The organism is Burkholderia pulmonis, from assembly GCF_984667975.1.
Window position 1 is genome coordinate 825684 of the sequence record NZ_OZ480188.1, and the last position, 21130, is coordinate 846813.

The 21130-nt window shown below is 69.8% G+C and carries 13 protein-coding genes; 7 read left to right on the forward strand and 6 right to left on the reverse strand.

The genetic code is table 11. The features are described from left to right. Nucleotides 1-39 precede the first annotated feature (39 nt). A complete protein-coding gene (locus AC5LXK_RS35220) occupies nucleotides 40-1317 on the forward strand; it encodes a helix-turn-helix domain-containing protein (RefSeq protein ID WP_493394251.1) in 1278 nt (425 codons plus the stop codon). Between the two features lie 130 nt (nucleotides 1318-1447). Here the strand turns inward: AC5LXK_RS35220 and iaaH are convergent, their stop codons facing one another. The 5 genes from iaaH to AC5LXK_RS35245 form a co-directional block, all read right to left on the reverse strand. Next, the gene (gene iaaH / locus AC5LXK_RS35225; RefSeq protein WP_493394252.1) at nucleotides 1448-2920 is read right to left on the reverse strand and encodes an indoleacetamide hydrolase; all 1473 of its coding nucleotides are present in this window, start codon (nucleotides 2918-2920) and stop codon (nucleotides 1448-1450) included. A 102-nt stretch (nucleotides 2921-3022) separates the two neighbouring features. Further along, nucleotides 3023-3736, reverse strand: a complete 714-nt coding sequence (locus AC5LXK_RS35230) for a helix-turn-helix transcriptional regulator (protein WP_493394253.1) — start codon at nucleotides 3734-3736, stop codon at nucleotides 3023-3025. Beyond that, entirely contained in the window at nucleotides 3733-4167 is a 435-nt protein-coding gene (locus AC5LXK_RS35235; RefSeq protein ID WP_493394254.1) for a hypothetical protein, read from the reverse strand. The genes AC5LXK_RS35230 and AC5LXK_RS35235 overlap by 4 nt, the downstream gene beginning before the upstream one ends. A 139-nt stretch (nucleotides 4168-4306) precedes the next feature. Continuing rightward, nucleotides 4307-6469, reverse strand: a complete 2163-nt coding sequence (locus AC5LXK_RS35240; protein WP_493394255.1) for an alpha-galactosidase D — start codon at nucleotides 6467-6469, stop codon at nucleotides 4307-4309. Nucleotides 6470-6777: 308 nt separating this feature from the next. Further along, complete coding sequence (locus AC5LXK_RS35245; RefSeq protein ID WP_493394256.1) at nucleotides 6778-7974, reverse strand: sugar transporter; 1197 nt, start codon at nucleotides 7972-7974, stop codon at nucleotides 6778-6780. A 231-nt stretch (nucleotides 7975-8205) separates the two neighbouring features. Between AC5LXK_RS35245 and AC5LXK_RS35250 the strand changes: the two genes are divergently transcribed. Further along, a complete protein-coding gene (locus AC5LXK_RS35250) occupies nucleotides 8206-8880 on the forward strand; it encodes an HAD family hydrolase (protein WP_493394257.1) in 675 nt (224 codons plus the stop codon). A 99-nt stretch (nucleotides 8881-8979) separates the two neighbouring features. Here AC5LXK_RS35250 and AC5LXK_RS35255 read toward each other — a convergent pair whose 3' ends face one another. After that, nucleotides 8980-9222 (reverse strand): DUF6566 family protein, encoded by a 243-nt coding sequence (locus AC5LXK_RS35255; RefSeq protein WP_493394258.1) that lies wholly within the window; start codon nucleotides 9220-9222, stop codon nucleotides 8980-8982. 328 nt (nucleotides 9223-9550) lie between these two features. On the opposite strand from AC5LXK_RS35255, the gene AC5LXK_RS35260 reads away from it, so the two are divergent. From AC5LXK_RS35260 to glgX, 5 genes are all read left to right on the forward strand, one after another. After that, the gene (locus tag AC5LXK_RS35260; protein ID WP_493395099.1) at nucleotides 9551-9835 is read left to right on the forward strand and encodes a hypothetical protein; all 285 of its coding nucleotides are present in this window, start codon (nucleotides 9551-9553) and stop codon (nucleotides 9833-9835) included. 141 nt (nucleotides 9836-9976) lie between these two features. Continuing rightward, nucleotides 9977-13369, forward strand: a complete 3393-nt coding sequence (locus tag AC5LXK_RS35265; protein ID WP_493394259.1) for a maltotransferase domain-containing protein — start codon at nucleotides 9977-9979, stop codon at nucleotides 13367-13369. Next, on the forward strand, nucleotides 13369-16779 hold the full coding sequence (treS, locus tag AC5LXK_RS35270) for a maltose alpha-D-glucosyltransferase (protein WP_493395100.1): 3411 nt from the start codon (nucleotides 13369-13371) through the stop codon (nucleotides 16777-16779). The genes AC5LXK_RS35265 and treS overlap by 1 nt, the downstream gene beginning before the upstream one ends. Next, nucleotides 16776-18983, forward strand: a complete 2208-nt coding sequence (gene glgB, locus AC5LXK_RS35275; protein ID WP_493394260.1) for a 1,4-alpha-glucan branching protein GlgB — start codon at nucleotides 16776-16778, stop codon at nucleotides 18981-18983. The genes treS and glgB overlap by 4 nt, the downstream gene beginning before the upstream one ends. Before the next feature lie 32 nt (nucleotides 18984-19015). Beyond that, nucleotides 19016-21127: a glycogen debranching protein GlgX gene (gene glgX, locus AC5LXK_RS35280; protein ID WP_493394261.1), complete on the forward strand. Its 2112-nt coding sequence runs from the start codon at nucleotides 19016-19018 to the stop codon at nucleotides 21125-21127. Nucleotides 21128-21130: the final 3 nt, after the last annotated feature.

Below are 21130 nucleotides of genomic sequence, written 5' to 3' on the forward strand. Positions count from 1 at the left end.
CGCCGCCGGCCGCCCGCCGATGCCAGGCGGCGCCACGCGATGGGCACGACAATACCCGGCTTCGGGCACCGGGCTATATTACGCATTCGCGCGACACGCCGGGCCGGCACGCCCGGCCCGACCATTCGACCTCACCTGGAGCGCAGCGTGAATACGGCCCCTGAATCCCCTGCACGACCGGTCGATCTCGACCGGCTCCGCGCCCGCTTTGCCGCGGGCGAGCCGCTGCCGGAAACAGCGTTGCCGGCCACCGTCGCGCGCTCGTGGCTGCGCTCGCGCGACGCCGGGCTCGGACCATGGCAAACCGCTCGCTATGAAATGCAGCGCGAGCGCGACGAATCGCGCGCGGACCGGCTGCTCATCCGCTGCGTCGCGCAGGAGATCGAGCCGCTGTGGGCCGCATTCGGCGGTACCGACTGGACGATCATGTGCGTCAATCCGCACGGCACGATCGTCCATGCGCGGCGCAGCCCGCAATGCGACGACGCGCTGCTGACGCCGATCGTCGCCGGACGCCGGATTGTCGAGCCGAACATCGGCACGACCGCGCCGAGCTGCGTGATTCACGATGGCGCCGAGACCATCGTCACGGGCGCGCAGCATTATCTCCACGAGCTGTCCCGGGTGTTCTGTCTCGCGGTGCCGCTGGTGGGTTTCGACGGAGAAGTGATCGGCGCGCTCGACATCACCGGAGTCGGCAGGCGCAACGTCGTGCAGTTGCGCGAACAGTTTCGTCACGCGGCGCTGTCCGCCGAGCAGCGCCTGTATGCGCTGCTGCGCGACTGCCATCTGCTGCAGGTCCAGCATGACGCGCGCTGGCTCGGCACCCCACTCGCCGGCGTCATTGCGCTCGACGAAGCGGGCCGCGTACGTGCGGTGAGCCGGCTGGCGCGCCGGATGCTCGACCTCCCGGCCGCCGGGCCGGTGGCCCCGTACGATCTCCGGCGACTGTTTCCCGGCGCGACGCCCGTGCAGCAGCGCCGTTTGCTGATACCGGCACGCACGCCGCAGCGGATCGCGCGCGACGATGGCAGCCATGTGTGGGTGCGCACCCTGCGTGCGCCGCTCGACCGGGCGACGATCGCGCGCCATGCCGATGTGCTGGAAGACGCAGCCGACGTGTGCCGCACGGCACCGGCCGCCGCCGCTCAGGCGAGCCTGCACGAACAGTCGCTCGACGCGATCCGGCGCGCGCTCGACGAGCACGACGGCAATGTGTCGGCGGCCGCGCGGCGGCTCGGCATTTCACGCACGACGCTGTATGCGAAACTTCGCCAGCTCGATGCGGCAGGGATCAGGCACGACGGACCGCATTGACGATTCCCGATGAAGCGCGAGCCGTGTGGCGATGGCGCCCGGACCTGTTCACGCCAATGAGGGGCTTGCGCTGATCCTGAGCCGCTGCCCGCCGCTCATGAAGCCGCCACGCGATTGACACCCTTGACCGTTACGACGCGCCGCCGGCACCCGGGAAGCCGGCCAGCCGGCCTTCCACCCCGTACCCGTCGTCCGGCGCCGGCAGCCGCCCGAGCACCCGTTCGACCTCCAGCGCGACCGCGATGAGTTCTCGATCGGTGCCGGCCGCGCCATCCAGCGCCAGGCCGACCGGCAGACCGGCCGCCGTCAGGCCGGCCGGCACGGTCATGCCCGGTACGCCCGCATTGCTGCCGGGCTCGGTATTCCTGATGTAGGTCTGGAACACCGACACGGTCCCGCCGTTGAGGATCATCGCGTCGCCCGACGGGATCGGGCACGCGGTCGCGATCGTGGTCGGAAACGCCAGCGCGTCGGCGCCGCTGTCGGCGAGGCACTGCCGGTACGCGGCGCGCGACCGCGTCCGCCGGTCGAGCGCGGTGCGGTAAGCGGTTTCGGCAATGCCGTCGGGGCCGGTGACATGGCGGGCGATCCGCGCGACGTCCGGGCTCCCCACGTTCGCGACGATGTCGTCGACCGACAGGTCGTAGCCGTTCTCGACCAGATACGCGTGCATCGACGCCCGGAACTCGTACATCGCGATGACGGCCGGCTCGTCGTCGAAGAAGCCCGGGTAGTCGTTCAGGTCGATATCGACGCACTCGAATCCCGCCTGCTCCAGCTTCGCCACCGCGGCCTGCGCGACCGCATCGACATCCGGCGCGAGGCCGCGCCAGAACGTCGTGCGCGGAAGCGCGAGACGCACGGGACGCGCCGCGCTGCGCGCCGGGGTCGACAGCGCCGCCGCGTCGCCGGCCAGGATCGCGTCGAGCAGCGCGATGTCCTCGACCGACCGGGCCATCGGGCCGACGGTGTCGCGCGTGCGGGAAATCGGCGCGACGCCGCCCTGCGGGTAACGCCCCACCGTCGGCCGAAGGCCGACCGCACCGCACAGCGCGGCCGGAATCCGGACCGACCCGCCGGTGTCCGTGCCGAGCGCGGCTGGGACCACGCCTGCGCCGACCAGCGCGCCCGAGCCGCTGCTGCTGCCGCCCGGAATCCGGTCGAAATCGTACGGGTTGCGCACCGCGCCCGTCACACGGTTGTTGCCCGACACGCCGAACGCGAGCTCGTGCAGGTTCGCCTTGCCCGCGATCAGCGCGCCCTGCGCCAGCAGCCGCGCGACGACCGGAGCATGCTGCGGCGGCACGCGATTGTGCAGCGCCAGCGTGCCGTTGCCGGTCGGCAGGCAGGCGGTGTCGATGTTGTCCTTGATCGCGATCGGCAGGCCGAGCAGCATGCGCGGCGCGGCCGACCTCGCGAGATCGCGGTCGCAGCGGGCGGCTTCGGCGAGCAGCCGCGCGTCGTCGACGCACGTGAAGCCGTTCAGGTAACGCCAGCGCGCGTGCCGCTCGATCAGTGCATACGCGTATTCGACACAGGAAAACGCCCGGCGCAGGATCGCGTGCCGGGCTTCGGTGAGCGTCAGGGAACCCAGGGTGGTCATGGTCGGCCTACCTCGTAACAGGAGATCGTCACAAGGTAGGCCGCGCCGATTTTGACGGCCATCATCACAATGGATGACCCCGGGCCGCCCGCGGCACGACGCTCACGCCATCGCGGCCGCCAGGCTCGCGCGGTTGGCGACGCCTTTCTTCGCCATCACGCGCCGCAGGTGCGTGCGGACCGTCGACAGCCCGATCCCCAGCGTGCGCGCGACGTCCTTGTCGGTGTAGCCGGCCGCGACGAGCCGCGCGACGTCGCTCTCGCGTCCGGTCAGCCCCGCGCACGCATGCCGCCGCCTCAGCAGCGCACGCCGGAAAAACGGCTCGATGCCGTTCAGCAGCAGCTTGTCGCGCTCGGCGAAGTCGGGCCGCCCCTGCGCGCGCCAGATGCGCAGGTCGCCGACGTGCGTCGCGCCGTCGAACGCATAGACGTTGATCCCGTGGTGCATGCCGCCACGGCTCAGGAAATCGCTGTAGAACGCGGTGCGCTCCAGGTCGCGCCGGCTCATCACCTCGTCGACGCAGGTCGCCACACGGCGTGCGCACAGTGGCGGCGTGACCGGGTCGATGTGCTGGAACCACGCTTCGTACCGTACGATCTGCGACGGATCGAGGTTGTACGAGCAACCGTTGCGCCAGAGCCCGGTCTGCTCGTCGCACTCGAACGACGCCGCGAAATCCGCGCGGATCAGTTGCGTGATCTCGGGCAGTACGACGGTCCTCACGTCGACAATCGGCGCCAGCGCTTCCAGGCGGGCCACGATGTCGCCGAACAGCCGGAGTTCGGCCGGCGTGATATCGGCCGCGGAAAGGTTCATGACGCCGCCGCGACCGATGCCTGCCATTGCGCGGCCACGCCCGCATGATCCTTGATCCTGAAGGCGGAACCGTCCTGCACGTGGACCCAGCCGAGCGTGCGCTCGGCCGGCGGCCTGCCGTCGTCGTCCGTCGCGATCTTGACGATCGCCTGCGCACGGATATGCACGAGCCCGTCCGGATAGTCGGACGACGGGTTCGCGAGCGTCACCGTCACGAACGGCCCGAGATCGCGCAGGAGCCGGGCCACCGGCGGGGCGTCGGCCACCAGCAGCGAGCCGCCCTTCACGCGGTCGTCCACACGGATGGCCGTGCTGTCCGGCCGCCGCTGCGCGGCGGTCGGCTGCGACATCCACAGCACGTGCACCGGGTTGAGATAGACCACATCGGGGTCGCCCATTGCGTCGCGGGTTTCGATCCGGGGTATCGGCATGCAGGGTCTCCAGTCGGACATCAGGCATCGCTCGCGGGTGCGGCGGCACCGTGATGATGCCGCAATATGCCGGCATTCGGCCCGTCATTCCGACGAATGACGCGACCGCCCGTGGCCAGGCAGCCGCGCCACGCGCCCGTTACTGCTTGACGGGTGCCGCGATGCCGTCGATATCGGGCGCCCAGCCCGTCGGATTGGAGAACATCAGCGTGTTGGCGCTGCCCTGCCTGAACGCACCCGTCACGGTCAGCGTCGACACGTTCCCCCACCCGCCCGTCGACGGGAACGACACGGAAACCGGCGCCGCCCCGTCGAAACTGAGCTGCGCGCTGCGCGGCGCCGAATCGCCGTTCACGTAAGCGATCGGGACGCTGTACGTCCCGTCGGCCGCGACCGAGATGCCGTTGATCGTCAGCGTGCCGTTGCTGGTCCCGTCGCCGTTGCCGATGTAGCCGACGTCCTGCCCGCCCGAGCACGCGCCGCACGACGACACGCGCGCCGCCCCGCCGAGCGTGTTGACGGCCGCCTCGGCCTCGTACGCCAGCGGCGGCGGCGGCGGGACTTTCACCGGCCCGGCCACCACGGCGATCGACGTGACCTCCGGCGCCGGCGTCGTGCCGTCGACGCTCGACAGCGTCAGCGTGTTCTGCCCGGCCGTGAGGTTGACGAACGCCGTAACCGTGCCGACCGCGTTGCCCGTGGGCGGAAACGCGAGCGTCGTGCCGTTGCCGCCGTTCGCGCCCAGTTGCGCCTTGACGGTTTCCGTACCGGCATTGAGGTACGCGATCTGGATGTAGCCACCGGCCGTTTGCGACGTCACGTTGTCGAACGTCACCGTACCCAGCCCCGTCACCTTCTTTCCGCTTGCACACGCCGCGCAGTCCGCCACAGTCGCGCCGCCCGACAGCGTGCCCGGCAGGAACGTCGTCGACGCGAGGTCGGTGCCGCTCAACACGAGCATCGCGGTACCGCCCGCCGGCACGGCCGCGACCGTGTACGAACCGGTGGCCGCGCCGAGATCCTTGTGCGCCCAGACATCGCGAACGGTGGCCGACGTGCCCGCGGCGAAACCCAGTTGCTGCCACGTGACCGTCATGTCGCTTGCCGCGGTACCGTTGTTGAACAGCAGCACCGCGCGTTTGCCTGCGCCGGCCAGCAATTTCGCCCACACCTGCTGCCCGTTGGCGTCCGCGACCTTCAAGCCTTGCAGGCCCAGCGTGTCCTGGTCGATCGCGATCAGCTCGGGATTGGTCAGCAGGCTCACCGTATCGCCCGACAGCGACTTCGACAGGTCGTTGCCGAGGATCATCGGCGCGCCGGCAATGGCCCACAGATTCACGTGCGCAAGATCGTTCGCGGCCGTCATGCCCATGCCGGCCACCATCATGTCCGGATCGTTGTAGTAGCCGGTGTGCTGCCCTTCAGGGTGATAGTTGCCGTTGAAATTGCCGAGCACGGAACTGAATTTGGGCACGCCGCTTCCCGGCCCGTAGATGTCGCCCGTGGTCCGCCACGACGTCGCGATGCCCGCGCCCCAGTCCCACGGCCCCAGGTTGTTGTCGGGGTATCCGCTCTTGCCGAGCGTGCCCCAGTCGCACATGTTCAGCACCAGCAGTTTTCCGGTGGCCGCGTAGGCTTTCTGGATCGCCTGCGAGATCGCCGTATACGCCTGCTGCGGATCGTATCCGGCCGCACTGCCGCCGCACCAGTCGACCTTGACGAAGTCGTAGCCCCATTGCGCGAACTGCAGGAAATCGTGGTCGTAGTGCGCGTAGTCGCTGCCGACGAAATGCGTGCCGTTCGTGTTGCCGCAGCCCTGCGGCCCGGAATCGATATAGATGCCGGCCTTCAGCCCCTTGCCGTGAATGTAGTCGGCCATCGCCTTCATCCCGCCCGGCCACTGGTTGGTCGGATTGCCGTTCATGTCGACGTTGAGAATGAAATTGCCGTTCGCATCGCGCTTCCTGGACGTCCACCAGCCTTCGTCGATATTCACGTACTGGTACTTGTTGCCCGTCGCGAGGTTCGCATTCAGCGCGGCCAGCCCGTCGGCCTGCGCCTTGATTGTGTCGAAGCTGACGTTTTCCTCGAGGCTGTTCCACGACGACCAGCCCATCGGCGGCGGATTCACCGCGATCTGCTGCAATGCCGTCGGCGACGTGGCCGGGGTGCCGGTGCCGCCGGGCGTCGACGTCGTGCCGCTGGGCGACGTCGCGCCAGTCGCCGACGTGGCCGGCGACGAACCGACGTCGTCGCCGCCGCATGCCGACAGCCCGATTGCTGCCGCAACGAAGCACATCATCAATAATCCTAAATGATTTCTGCCCTTCATCTCCGTCTCCCGATTGTTGTGAATGACGCACGTCAGTCCGCTTCGTACGCGTACGCAGATTAATGACGTTCGTTTCCCTGTTTCAATCTTTGCAGCATGCGATCAAATATTGGGAGACAACGCTTTTCCGCCCGGGAATCCCGCGATTTTTTAATGATTTAAATAATTGGCGGCGAAAACCCACTCTTTGGCAATCAGGCCGACGATACGGAAACAATCCGGACGGTTATTGCAGGTTTACCGTGAAACCGGTGGTGGACGCCGCTTCGCGGCGAGACTTACTGCGCCGCGGCCGCCACGTCCCGTTTCGCGTGAAGCCGCAACGCGATCCACGCGACCCCGACCGCGAACGCGCCGACCACGCCGCCGAACGTGCCGATCCACGGCAGCCCGTAGCCGCTCGCGATATGGTTGCCGAGCAGCGCACCGGCGCCGATGCCGACGTTGTACAGCCCGGAATAGATCGACACGGCCAGGTCGGTCGCCTCCGGCGCCAGCTTCAGCACCCATGCCTGCATCGCCAGCCCGAAGCAGACGATCGCGCCGCCCCACACCAGCGTATGCACGGACAGCGTGACGATGTTCAGCGCGCACGGGAACAGGATCAGCAGGCAGCCCGACAGCGCGACGATCGACGCCAGCAGGAAATCGTCCGGCCGGTGCGGATAGATGCGATTGAAGCAGATCGCGGCCGGCAGGCCGGCCACGCCGAACAGGATCAGCACGTACGTGATCCGGCTGCTGCTCGCGTGATTGACGCTCTGGACGAACGGTTCGATGTACGTGTACGACGTGAAGTGCGCGGACACGACGAGCACGGTGATCGCATACAGCGCGACCAGCGCCGGCTTGCGCAGGAACATGCCGATGCTGCTCAGCGATCCGGCGCCCTGGCTCGGCAGGACCGGCAACGTGGCGCGCAGCACCAGCGCCGCACCGCCTGCGGCGCCCGCGATGATCAGGAACGTGATGCGCCAGCCGAACGCCTCGCCGATCACGCGCCCGAGCGGTATGCCGGCGACCATCGCGACCGCCGAGCCCATCGCGATCAGGCTGAGCGCACGGCTCTTGCGGTCGCTTGGCGCGAGCCGCACGGCGAGCGGAACGGAAATCGACCAGAACACCGCATGCGCGCATGCGATGCCGAGCCGTCCGATCATCAGCACCGTGAAATTCCACGCGACGCCGGTCACGATGTGGCTGCCGATGAACACCAGCAGCGCGCCGACCAGCAGCTTGCGGCGCTCGACGTGACGCGTGACGAACGTCAGCGGCAGCGACACGACGGCGACGGCCCATGCGTAGATCGTCAGCATCAGGCCGACGGCGGTCGGCTCCATGTGCAGGCTGTCGCCGATCGCGCTGAGCAGCGCGACGGGCACGAATTCGGTGGTGTTGAAGATGAAGGCCGTGAGGGCGAGGGCCAGTACGCCCCACCACGAGTGCCTGGAACTGACGGCGTCCGGTGTTGCCATGCGTGGAATCGACGAGACGAGGGTTGGGGGCGCGTGCGACGCGGACACGGCTCGACCAGCCCGGCCCCGCGCATCGGCGCGATTGTACCAGCGGCACATGACACGTCGCCGCGCGGCGCGGCGTCGGGACATGGCGATGACACGGCGGTGCGCCGATAATGTGTCGTCCAGGGTTTTCGCGGACTTTTCGCGGGCGATACACCCGACCGTCGTCGGGCCAGGAGGATTCACATGCGCATTGAAACGTCATTTCTGTTCGATCTCGACGGCACGCTCGTCGACAGCGTCTATCAGCACGTGCTCGCGTGGAAGGAAGCACTCGATGCCGAAGGCATCGAACTGTCGGTGTGGCGCATCCACCGCAAGATCGGGATGAGCGGCGGCCTGTTCCTGAACCAGTTGCTGCGCGAGACGGCGGGCGACATCGACGCCGAGCGCGTCGAGCGGCTCGCGCGGCTGCATGCGGCCACCTACCAGCGGCTGCGCGCGCAGGTCCGGCCGCTGCCGGGCGCGCGCGAGCTGCTGGCCGCGCTGTCGAACGCCGGCATCCGCTGGGCGATCGCCACCAGCGGGCGGATGGAAACGGCCGCCATCAATCTCGAGGCGCTCGGCGTCGATCCGGCCAAAAACGTCGTCGTCACGCGCGACCAGGTGAAGTATGCGAAGCCGGACCCCGACCTGTTCCTGACCGCCGCCGCGCAGCTGAACGTGCCGATCGAACACACGGTGGTGGTCGGCGACAGCATCTGGGACATGCTCGCCGCGGCCCGTTGCCGCGCGCTCGGCGTCGGGCTGCTGGCGGGCGGGTACGGCAGCGACGAGCTGGAGCGCGCCGGTGCGCTGCGCGTGTACGACGATCCGGCCGACCTGCTGTGGCATCTCGACGAGATCGCGGCGCGGCCCTGAATCGTTCGGGTTGCCGCAAGCGCCGTGGCCGGATCCGCGTCGACGTCGTCGCACCGGGCGCCCACGCAACGCGTCACCGGCACGCCGGCGTGACGCCGGTCAGTCGTCGTCCACGCGCTTGTCGATCAGGTAGCGCCCGCGCTCGACGCCCGCGAGCAGGGCCTCGTTCTCGGTGAGCCAGTCGGGGCCGTCGGCGGCCGGCGCGGCCAGCTCGATGCGTGCGCCGTCCACGTACACCTGCACCTCGTCACGCCAGGTCCCGCCGTCGTTGCGCCATGCCCACACGCGAATCTCGTGGCCGCGATACGGGTCTCGGACCTGTGCATCCTGTCGATGCTGCACGGTGGCCTCCTGTCCTTATCTGCGATGACGATGCAAAAAATGCGCGCCGCATGATCGCCGCGCACCCCGTCGGCCCTGCACGCACGTGCCGTGCCCGATACCGGCCGGCCGGCACACGGCTTGCGCCCCGCGATCGCGTCGAACCGCTGCCGGCTCCCGCCGCCTGCCCGTGAAGCACCGTGTCGTCCGGCAATTCGTACACCGATGCGCCGCCCGGACCGCACCCGCGAACCGGCTGGCCGACCTGCCGACCCTTCGTCAAGGAGCGCGTGTGAATCAAAGGACCGACCTGCTCTCATACCTCGTGACGACCCAGCTGGCCGCGCGCATGCGGTCGGGCGCATGGCTCACGACCGGTCAACTCGTCGCCGCGCAGCGCGCGTGGCTCGCGTGCCATTCCACCGAATGCGGCTGGTTGGCCCGGATCAGGATCGCGAACGCCGCCGCCACGATCGCGCAAGGAATCTATGACGTCGCGGTCGCGAACCGCGGCGCCGGCAGCAGCAAGCACGCGCGGCTCGATGCCGACTCGCCGGAACTGCACGCCCTGCGCGCACGTTGCGATGCGCTGCTGCAGCGCATCGACGGGAACGGGACCGGCGGCGGGGAATGAGCACACGACCCTCGACCGTGTAAAAACGACAGGCCGTATCGACCGGCTTTCCGTTCGCCCCTTGCCCCGCGGGGCGCCCCATGGCAGGCACGCGCGTTGCGGCGCATCGACATCACCGATCGCCGCCACCCGCGCCACGCCATGGACTCCACGCCGACCTTCGCTCCACACATTCATTTCTGCGACGCCCGCCTCGTCGGGCCGCTCGACGCGTGGCCGCAGACGTTCGCGCATATCGCGGGCATGGGTTTCGATCACGTGCTCGTCGGCGCGTTCTGGGCCGCGAGCGTCGCCGGCTTTCCGCGCCACGTCGCCGATTTCCGGCGGCCGGCCCAATCGTTCGCGACGCGCGCAAGCGCACTCGAAACCTTGTCGCGGCTCGCACAGCTCGCGCACGGCCACGGGCTGCGCCTGCTGCTCGAAGTCGTGCCCGATCGCATCGCGCGCGAGAACCCGCTGCTTACCGAGCATCCGGACTGGTATGTCGAACGCACGCACGACGACGCGCTGATCGACCCGCGCGGTACCGCGCATGCGCTGGACATCGCCCACGCGAACATTGGCAACGACGCGGCGCTCGACGCGCTGTCGGCATGGTGGTGCACGCACCTCGCGACCTTCGCCGACGCAGGCGCAGCCGGTTTCCTGATCGACGCGCCGCATCATCTGCCGGCCGACTGGTGGCCGGGCTGGCGCGCGACGTTGCGCCGCGCACGCCCGGACGTCGCGGTGCTCGCGGCCGTGCCCGGGCATGCGCGCGACGCGCTCGCGCAGCTCGACACCGCCGGGTTCGACGCGGTGTTTTCATCGGTGCGCTGGTGGGACCTGCGCGCACCGTGGTTCGCCGACGAACACCGGCTGCTGCGGCGTATCGGCTCGCCGATTGCGTTTCCCGATGCGCCCGACGGCCCGCGTCTCGCGGACGACTGGCCCGATGCACCGGACGAGCTCGTCGCCCGCGCCTATCGCCGCGCACTGTGGACGGCTGCGGCCGTCGGCACCGGCTGGCTCGTGCCGATGGGTTTCGAGCGCGGCGTCGCGGTGCCGTTGATGGCGCGCGACGCGGATGCCGCACGCTACCGTGCGGCGTTCGACGCTGCGCGTTTCGACCTGTCCGGCGCGATCGCCGACGCGAATGCGTGGCGCCGCGCGACGCCCGTCGCGGCGGCACGCGGCGAAATCGCGCAACTGAGCGCGCCGGGCGCCGCCGCGGCCACACTGCTGCGCGGCACGGGGCCATCGCTCGAACACGACGAGGCGGCACTGCTGATCGCACTGAATCCCGACCTCGACGCGCCGGCGACGGTCGATCCCGCGACGATCCTGCCCGGCGTGCCGGGCGGCTTCACGCGCGTCGTCACGCAGGACGGCGCGCAAACGCATCCGCCGGCCGCGCTCGAAGCCTTCACGCTCGAACCCGGCGCCTACGCGCTGCTGCACGCGTGGCAGGCGCCGCCCGTCACGACGCGCCCCGACGCCGCACGCGAGCGCGGCGCGCTGTCCGCCGCGCTTGCTGCCGACCGGATCGCGATCGAGCGCGTCGAACCGTCGGTCGACGGCGGCCGCTTTGCCGTCAAGCGCGTGATCGGCGAGCCGCTCGCCGTGCAGGCGTCGATCTTCACGGACGGGCACGCGCATCTCGCGGCCGCGCTCCAGTGGCGTGCCGACGGCGACGACACGTGGCGCGAGGTGCCGTTCAAAGCCGGGCCGAACGATCGCTGGCACGCCCACGTGATGCTCGACCAGCTCGGCCGGCACGCGTTTCGCGTGATCGCGTGGCGCGACGACTGGGCGTCGCTCGTCGACGACGTCGCGAAAAAGCACGCGGCCGGCCAGGACGTGACACTCGAACTGCGCGAGGCGCAGCTGCTGCTCGCGACCGCGCTCAAGCTCGCCGATCCGGCCGATCCGCGCGCGGTCACGCAAATGAAACGCCTCGTCGCCGAATTCAAGGAAGCGCCGGCCGACGCGCGACGCGCGCTGCTCGCCGCGCCGCCGCTCGCCGACGCGTTCGCGGCCCTGCGCTACCGTCCGTTCGTCACGCACGACGAAACGACCTACCCGGTCGACGTCGAGCGCCGCGCGGCACGCTTTTCAAGCTGGTACGAAATGTTTCCGCGCTCGGCGAGCGACGATTTGCACCGGCACGGCACGTTCGACGACGTGATCGCGCACCTGCCGCGTATTCGCGACATGGGGTTCGACGTGCTGTATTTCCCGCCGATCCACCCGATCGGCACGGCCGCGCGCAAGGGACGCAACAACAGCCTCATCGCCGGCCCCGACGATGTCGGCAGCCCGTACGCGATCGGCTCGCCCGACGGTGGCCACACGGCCGTGCATCCGCAGCTCGGCACGCTCGAATCGTTTCGCGCGCTGGTCGTGGCCGCGCGGGGCCAGGGGCTCGAGATCGCGCTCGATTTCGCGATCCAGTGTTCGCCCGATCACCCGTGGCTCGCCGCGCATCCGGGCTGGTTCGCGTGGCGGCCCGACGGCTCGCTGCGCTTCGCGGAAAATCCGCCCAAGCGCTACCAGGACATCGTGAACCCCGATTTCTACGCGCCGGATGCGCTACCCGACCTGTGGGTCGCGCTGCGCGACGCGGTGCTGTTCTGGGTCGACGCGGGCGTGCGGATCTTCCGCGTCGACAACCCGCACACGAAGCCGCTGCCGTTCTGGGCATGGATGATCGCGGACGTGCGCGGCCGGCATCCGGACGTCGTGTTCCTGTCCGAAGCGTTTACGCGGCCGGGCATGATGTACCGGCTTGCCAAGGTCGGCTTCTCGCAGTCGTACACGTACTTCACGTGGCGCGAGTCGAAGCGCGAATTCATCGACTACCTGACCGAGCTGACGGCCGGCCCCGCACGCGAATTCTTCCGGCCGAACTTCTTCGTCAACACGCCCGACATCAACCCGCACCACCTGCAGAACGCGCCGCGCTCGCAGTTCGTGATCCGCGCGGCGCTCGCGGCGACGCTGGCCGGTTCGTGGGGCCTGTACTCGGGTTTCGAGCTCGGCGAATCGGCGCCGCTGCCGGACAGCGAGGAATACGCGAATGCGGAGAAATACGAACTGCGCGCGCGCGACTGGAGCAAGGCCTCGCATATCGGCACCGACGTCGCGCGGCTGAACCGCGCACGGCGCGATCACCGGGCGCTGCAGACGCATCTCGGCCTCGCGTTCGTCGACGCGGACAACGACAGCGTGCTCGTGTTCGTGAAGGCGACGCCCGCGTTCGACAGCGTGGTGGTCGTCGCGATCAGCCTCGATCCGTGGCATCCGCAGGCCGCGAATTTCACGCTCGACGCGGCGCTGTGGCACGGCTTCGGGCTGGCCGACGGCGAACCGCTCGATGCGCTGGAACAGGACGCCGCGCACGCGGAAACCTGGCGCGGCCATCGCCAGTACGTCTCGCTCGATCCGCACGTGCGGCCGTACGCAATCTGGCGGCTCGCGCCGTCGCCGGGCGCCACGCGGGCGGCAGCGCCCGCACCGGACGACGCCCGCCCCTCTTCGGGAGCCCACGGATGATGAAACGCGAAGATTCCCTCGACGACGTGCGCCGCGCGCAATTCCCGTCGCTCGCGCCGGCCGGCACGCCGCGCCGGCGCCGCGCGCGCCGCCGTGCCCCCGCACTCTGCGCGGACGATCCGCTGTGGTACAAGGACGCGATCATCTACCAGGTGCACGTGAAGTCGTTCTACGACTCGAACAACGACGGCATCGGCGATTTCCCCGGCCTGATCGCGAAGCTCGACTACATCGCCGAACTCGGCGTCGACACGATCTGGCTGCTGCCGTTCTACCCGTCGCCGCGCCGCGACGACGGGTACGACATCGCCGACTACCGCGACGTGCACCCCGACTACGGCACGCTGGCCGACGTGCGGCGCTTCATCCGCGAAGCGCATGCGCGCGGCATCCGCGTGATCGCGGAACTCGTGATCAACCACACGTCCGACCAGCACCCGTGGTTCCAGCGCGCGCGCCGCGCGAAACCGGGCTCCGCGCATCGCGACTATTACATGTGGTCGGACACCGACACGAAATACGCGGGCACGCGGATCATCTTCCTCGACACCGAGACGTCGAACTGGACCCACGACCCGGTGGCCGGTCAGTACTACTGGCACCGCTTCTACTCGCACCAGCCCGACCTGAACTTCGACAATCCGGCGGTCGTGCGCGAAGTGATCCAGGTAATGCGCTTCTGGCTCGACCTCGGCATCGACGGGCTGCGGCTCGATGCGGTGCCGTACCTGGTCGCGCGCGAAGGCACGAACAACGAGAACCTGCCCGAGACGCACGCGATCCTGAAACGGATCCGCGCGACGATCGACGCCGAGTACCCGAACCGGATGCTGCTCGCGGAAGCGAACCAGTGGCCGGAAGACGTGCAGGAGTACTTCGGCGACGAGGACGAATGCCACATGGCGTTTCACTTCCCGCTGATGCCGCGCATCTACATGTCGATCGCGAGCGAGGATCGCTTCCCGATCGTCGACATCATGCGGCAGACGCCGGCGCTCGCGCCGAGCAACCAGTGGGCCGTGTTCCTGCGCAACCACGACGAGCTGACGCTCGAGATGGTGACCGATTCGGAACGCGACCTGCTGTGGCAAACCTATGCGAGCGACCGGCGCGCGCGGCTGAACCTCGGCATCCGGCGCCGGCTCGCGCCGCTGATGGAGCGCGACCGGCGCCGCATCGAGCTGATCAACTCGCTGCTGCTGTCGATGCCCGGCACGCCGGTGATCTACTACGGCGACGAGCTCGGAATGGGCGACAACATCCACCTCGGCGATCGCGACGGCGTGCGCACGCCGATGCAGTGGTCGTCGGACCGCAACGGCGGCTTCTCGCGCGCCGACCCGGAACTGCTCGTGCTGCCGCCGGTGATGGGCTCGCTGTACGGCTATGACGCGATCAACGTCGAGGCGCAGACGCGCGATCCGCATTCGCTGCTGAACTGGACGCGGCGCATCCTCGCGACCCGCCGCGCGTCGCAGGCGTTCGGGCGCGGCACGATCCGCTTCCTGCGCCCGGAGAACCGCAAGGTGCTCGCGTACCTGCGCGAACTGGACGGCCAGGACCCCGTGCTGTGCGTCGCGAACCTGTCGCGCGCATCGCAGGCGGTCGAGCTCGACCTGTCCGGATTCGCGGGCCGCGTGCCGATCGAGATGACCTCCGATTCGCCGTTTCCGCCGATCGGCCAGCTCCCGTATCTCCTCACCTTTCCGCCTTACGGGTTCCTGTGGTTCGTGCTCGCCGAGCACGGGCGCGAGCCGTCGTGGCGGCAGCCGCATGCGGAGCCGCTGCCCGAATACGTGACGCTCGTGATGCGGCGCGGCGATGCGCGGCCCGACATCGCGCAGCTGCATGCGCTCGCGCACGACGCGCTCGCGTCGTGGCTCGCGCGGCGGCGCTGGTTCGCGTCGAAGGATCGCGCAATCGGCGACGCGTGGCTGAACGTCGTCACACCGATGCCCGACGAGCCGTTCCAGTATGCGGAGGCGTGGGTGTCGGCAAGCGACGGCGGCGTCGAGCGCTACGTCGTGCCGCTGGCGGTCGCCTGGGGCGGCGAGACCTCCCATCCGCTGTTCGCGCAGCTCGCGCTCGCGCGTGTGCGGCGCGGCCATACGGTCGGCTACCTGACCGATGCGTTCGCGCTGCCGGCGTTCGCGCGCGGGATGCTGCGCAAGCTGCGCGGCGGCGCAACGGTGCCCACGTCCGACGGCGGCCGGCTCACCTTCCTGCCGGAAGACGCGCTCGCCGCGCTCGATCCGGGCGACGATGCGGACGTGCGCTGGCTCGCGGCCGAGCAAAGCAACAGCTCGCTCGTGATCGGCGACGCGATCGTGCTGAAGCTGGTGCGCAAGGTCGCGCACGGCATCCACCCGGAAGCGGAAATGAGCCGGCACCTGACGCGCATCGGCTATGCGAACACCGCGACGCTCGCCGGCGAAGTCGTACACGTCGATCCGGACGGCACGCCGCACACGGTCGCGATCCTGCAGCGCTATGTCGACAACCAGGGCGACGCATGGACGCGCTCGTTCGATTTCCTGCGGCGCGCGATCGACGAGCTCGCGCTGCCCGCCGCGGACGACGACGATCCGGCCGAAGCGGACGACGAGCCCGATGCGCTGCTCGGCTATGCGGCGTTCGCGGGCATCGTCGGCACGCGGCTCGGCCAGTTGCACGTCGCGCTCGCGCAGCCGTCCGACGATCCCGCGTTCGCGCCGGAGCACGCGACGCCCGACCACGTCGACGGCTGGTGCATGGATGCGATCGCGTCGTTCGAGCGCGCGCTCGACGTATTGCGCACGCGGCTCGACGGCCTCGATCCGGCCACACGCGCGTCGGCCGACGCATTGCTCGCGTCGCGCGACGCGGCCGTGCAGGCGCTCGGCGAGCTCGTGCCGCGCACGCTCGACGCGCACTGCACGCGGATTCACGGCGATTTCCATCTCGGCCAGGTGCTCGACGTGCAGGGCGACGCGCTGCTGATCGACTTCGAAGGCGAACCGGCCCGCCCGCTCGCCCGGCGGCGCGCGAAATCGCATCCGCTGCGCGACGTGGCCGGCCTGCTGCGCTCGCTGTCGTACGTCAGCGCGACCGCGCAGTTCGCGATCGAAAAGGCGCCGCCGCAGGCGGCCGGCCGCAAGCGCGCGCTGTTCGACCGCTTCGGGCAGGCCGCCGCCGACCGCTTCGTCGAATGCTATCGCGCGGCGGCCGACCTCGCGCCCGTGCGCTTCGTCGATCCGCGCTATGCCGATCGCCTGCTCGCGCTGTTCCTGATCGACAAGGCGTCGTACGAGCTGTGCTACGAAGCGGCGAACCGGCCCGACTGGCTGAGCGTGCCGGTCGGCGGCCTCGCGGCGCTGGTCGACCGCCTGCTCGGCGACGGCGTGCTGCCCGACGACGGAGGAACCCCATGACCGACACGCTGTTCGAACGCGCCGATATCGACGCACTGCTCGCCGGCCGCCATCCCGACCCGTTCGCGTGCCTCGGCCCGCACGAGCAGGCCGACCGGCTCGTCGTGCGGGCGCTGCTGCCCGGCGCCGAACGCGTGCGCGCGCTGTCGCCGGACGGCAACGAACTCGGCGCGCTCGCGTGTATCGATCGCGCCGGCTGCTTCGCGGGCACGATCGCGCACGACGGCGGCGCGCCCCACTACCTGCTCGCGATCGACTGGCCGGACGCGCGGCAGGTGGCCGACGATGCGTACGCGTTCGGCACGCTGCTCGACGACGCGGCGCTCGCGCGTTTCTCGGCCGGCGACCCGGCCGCCGTGCTCGACTGCCTCGGCGCAACGCCCGCGCACATCGACGACACCGACGGCGTGCGGTTCGCGGTCTGGGCGCCGAACGCGCAGCGCGTGTCGGTGGTCGGCGATTTCAACGCATGGGACGGCCGCCGCCACCCGATGCGGCTGCGGCGCCCGTCCGGCGTGTGGGAGCTGTTCGTGCCGGGTATCGGCGCGGGCGAGTCCTACAAGTACGAGCTGCGCGCAGCCGACGGGCGCGTGCTGCCGCACAAGGCCGATCCGTGCGCGCGCGCAACGGAAGCGCCGCCGCGCACCGCGTCGGTGGTCGCCGACGTCGCGACGCTCGACGCGTTCGCGTGGCACGACGACGGCTGGATGCACGCGCGGCCGCACGCCGACCGCTACCGCGTGCCGTGGTCGATTTACGAGGTGCATGCGGAGTCGTGGCAGCGCATGCCGGAGGAGATGAACCGCAGCGCGACCTGGGACGAACTGGCCGAGCGGCTGATTCCGTACGTGCAGGGCATGGGCTTCACGCACGTCGAATTCATGCCGATCGCCGAATACCCGTTCGGCGGCTCGTGGGGCTACCAGCCGCTCGCGCAGTTCGCGCCGTCCGCCCGCTTCGGGCCGGTCGACGGCTTCGCGCGGTTCGTAGACCGCGCGCATGCGGCCGGCATCGGCGTGATCGTCGACTGGGTGCCTGCGCATTTCCCGGACGATCCGCACGGCCTCGCGCAATTCGACGGCAGCGCGCTGTACGAGCACGCCGATCCGCGCGAAGGCATGCATCCCGACTGGCACACGTGCGTGTTCAATCTCGGGCGCACCGAAGTCGGTGCGTTCCTCGTCGCGTCGGCGCTCGCGTGGGCGCGCCGCTATCACGTCGACGGCATCCGCGTCGACGCGGTCGCGTCGATGCTGTACCGCGACTATTCGCGCAAGGAAGGCGAATGGGTGCCGAACGTGCACGGCGGGCGCGAGAACCTCGAATCGGTCGCGTTCCTGCGCGTGCTGAACGACACGCTGCACGGTGCGGCCGCGCCCGCCGGCGTCGTCACCGTAGCGGAGGAATCGACCGCGTGGCCGGGCGTTACCGCGCCGACCGGCGACGGCGGGCTCGGCTTCGACTTCAAGTGGAACATGGGGTGGATGCACGACACGCTCGCGTACCTGCACGAAGACCCGATCCACCGCCGCTATCACCACGACCGGATGACGTTCGGGCTCGTGTACGCGTTCTCGGAGCGCTTCGTGCTGCCGCTGTCGCACGACGAGGTCGTGCACGGCAAGGGCTCGCTCGTCGCGAAGATGCCGGGCGATGCGTGGCAGCGGCTCGCGACGCTGCGGGCGTACTTCGGCTTCATGTGGGCGCACCCGGGCAAGAAGCTGCTGTTCATGGGCAGCGAATTCGCGCAATGGGCCGAGTTCGCGCACGATGCGACGCCGCACTGGGACCTGCTCGACGCGCCCGCGCATCGCGGCGTGCAGCGGCTCGTGCGCGACCTGAACCGCGCGTACGCGGCCGAGCCCGCGCTGCATGCGCTCGACTGCCACGCGGCCGGCTTTTCCTGGCTGATCGGCGACGATCGCGACAACAGCGTGTTCGCGTTCGCGCGCCGCGACGACACCGGGCGCCTCGTCGTCGCCGTCTGCAACTTCACGCCCGTGCCGCGCGCCGGCTACCGCCTCGGGCTGCCCGCGCCCGGCCAGTGGCGCGAACTGATGAACACCGACGCCGCGCCGTACGGCGGCACCAACGCCGGCAACGACGGCGCCGTGTGGGCGGAGCCCCTGCCCGCGCACGGCGAAGCGTGGTCGGCCCTGCTGCGCCTGCCGCCGCTTGCGACGCTGTGGCTGACGCCCGCCTGATTTCCTGTGCCCTCGACACGGAGATTCGCCCCATGCCGACCGCCCTGCCCGCCCGTCTCGAATCCGGCCGATGCTATCCGCTCGGCGCGACCTGGGACGGCCTCGGGACCAATTTCGCGGTGTTTTCCGCGCATGCGCAGCGCATCCAGCTGTGCGTGTTCGATCCGACCGGCCGCAAGGAACTCGCGCGCCTCGACCTGCCCGAGTGCACCGACGAGGTGTGGCACGGCTACCTGCCCAACGCGCATCCGGGCACCGTGTACGGGTTTCGCGCGGACGGCCCGTACCAGCCGCAGAACGGTCACCGCTTCAATCCGACCAAGCTGCTGCTCGACCCGTACGCGCGCAAGCTGGTCGGCCAGTTCCGCTGGTCCGACGCGCTGTTCGGCTATCGCCTCCATTCGAATCGTGCGGACCTGTCGATGGACCGCCGCGACTCGGCGCCCGCGATGCCGAAGTGCGTGGTGGTGGACGAGGCGTTCGACTGGAGCACCGACCGGCGCCCGCGCGTCGCATGGCGCAACACGGTGATCTACGAGACGCACGTGCGCGGCGCGTCGATGCGGCGCGCCGGATTGCGCGTGCCCGAGCGCGGCACGTTCGCGGCGTTCGCGCATCCAGCGTTCATCGATCACCTGCTGTCGATCGGCGTGACGACGGTCGAATTGCTGCCGATCCACGCGTTCCTGCAGCAGCGCGCGCTCGTGAACCGCGGGCTGCGCAACTACTGGGGCTACGACACGGCCGCGTTCTTCGCGCCGGAGCCCGCGTATCTCGCGACGCGGCGGCTCGACGAAATGCGCATCGCGATCCGCCAGCTGCATGCGGCCGGCATCGAGGTCGTGCTCGACGTCGTCTACAACCACACGTGCGAAGGCAACCAGCTCGGCCCCACGCTGTCGTGGCGCGGCCTCGACAACGCGAGCTACTACCGGCTCGTGCCGGGCGACCACCGCTTTCATGTCGACGAGACGGGCTGCGGCAACACGCTGAACCTGTCACACCCGCGCGTCGTGCAGATGGTGATGGATTCGCTGCGCTACTGGGCCACCGCGTTCAACGTCGACGGGTTCCGCTTCGATCTCGGCGTCACGCTCGGCCGCGAGGAGCACGGTTTCGATCCCGGCGCGGGTTTTTTCGACGCGTTGCGGCAGGACCCGGTGCTCTCGCAGCGCAAGCTGATCACCGAGCCGTGGGATCTCGGCCCCGGCGGTTACCAGCTGGGCCGCCATCCACCCGGCTTCGCCGAATGGAACGACCGGTTTCGCGACACCGTCCGCTGCTTCTGGCGCGGCGACGCGGGCCAGCGGCCGGAGCTCGCCGCGCGGCTCGCGGGCTCGGCCGACCTGTTCAACCATCACCGGCGGCATACGTGGGCGTCGGTCAATTTCGTTACCGCGCACGACGGCTTCACGCTCGCCGATCTCGTGTCGTACTCGGCCAAGCACAACGAAGCGAACGGCGAGGACAACCGCGACGGCCGCGACGACAACTGCAGTGCGAACTGGGGCGTCGAAGGGCCGACCGGCGAGGCATCGATCCGCGACGTGCGCGCACGCGTCGCCCGCTCGATGCTCGCGACGCTGTTCACCGCGCTCGGCACGCCGATGCTCGTGGCCGGCGACGAATTCGGCCGCACGCAGCACGGCAACAACAACGCGTACTGCCAGGATAACGAACTGTCGTGGCTCGACTGGGACCTGGCGCGCGGCGACGAAGCCGTGACGCTGATGCGCTTCGTGTCGCGGCTGGCCGCGCTGCGGCGCATGTATCCGGTGATGTCGTCGCCGCGCTATCCGTCGGGCGACCGTGACGGCGCGCCGGGCATGGCCGAGATCGACTGGTTCGACGAACGCGGCGACGCGCTGACCGTGCCCGCGTGGCAGGACCGCGAGCGCCGTGCGCTGACGATGCGCCGCGTCGGCACGGGCCGCACCGGGCGCACCGAGGCGCTGCTCGTGATGCTGAACGCGTCGTCCGAGACGGTCGTGTTCGTGCCGCCCGCGCCCGTGCTCGAGTATCGCGTGCTGGTCGATACGGCCACGCCGGACGCCGGCCCGCGCACCTGGCCGGCCGACGGCCTCGATGTCGCCGCGCACGCGGCCGCGATCGCGGTCGCGGCCGTGCCGGCCGACCCATCCTGACGA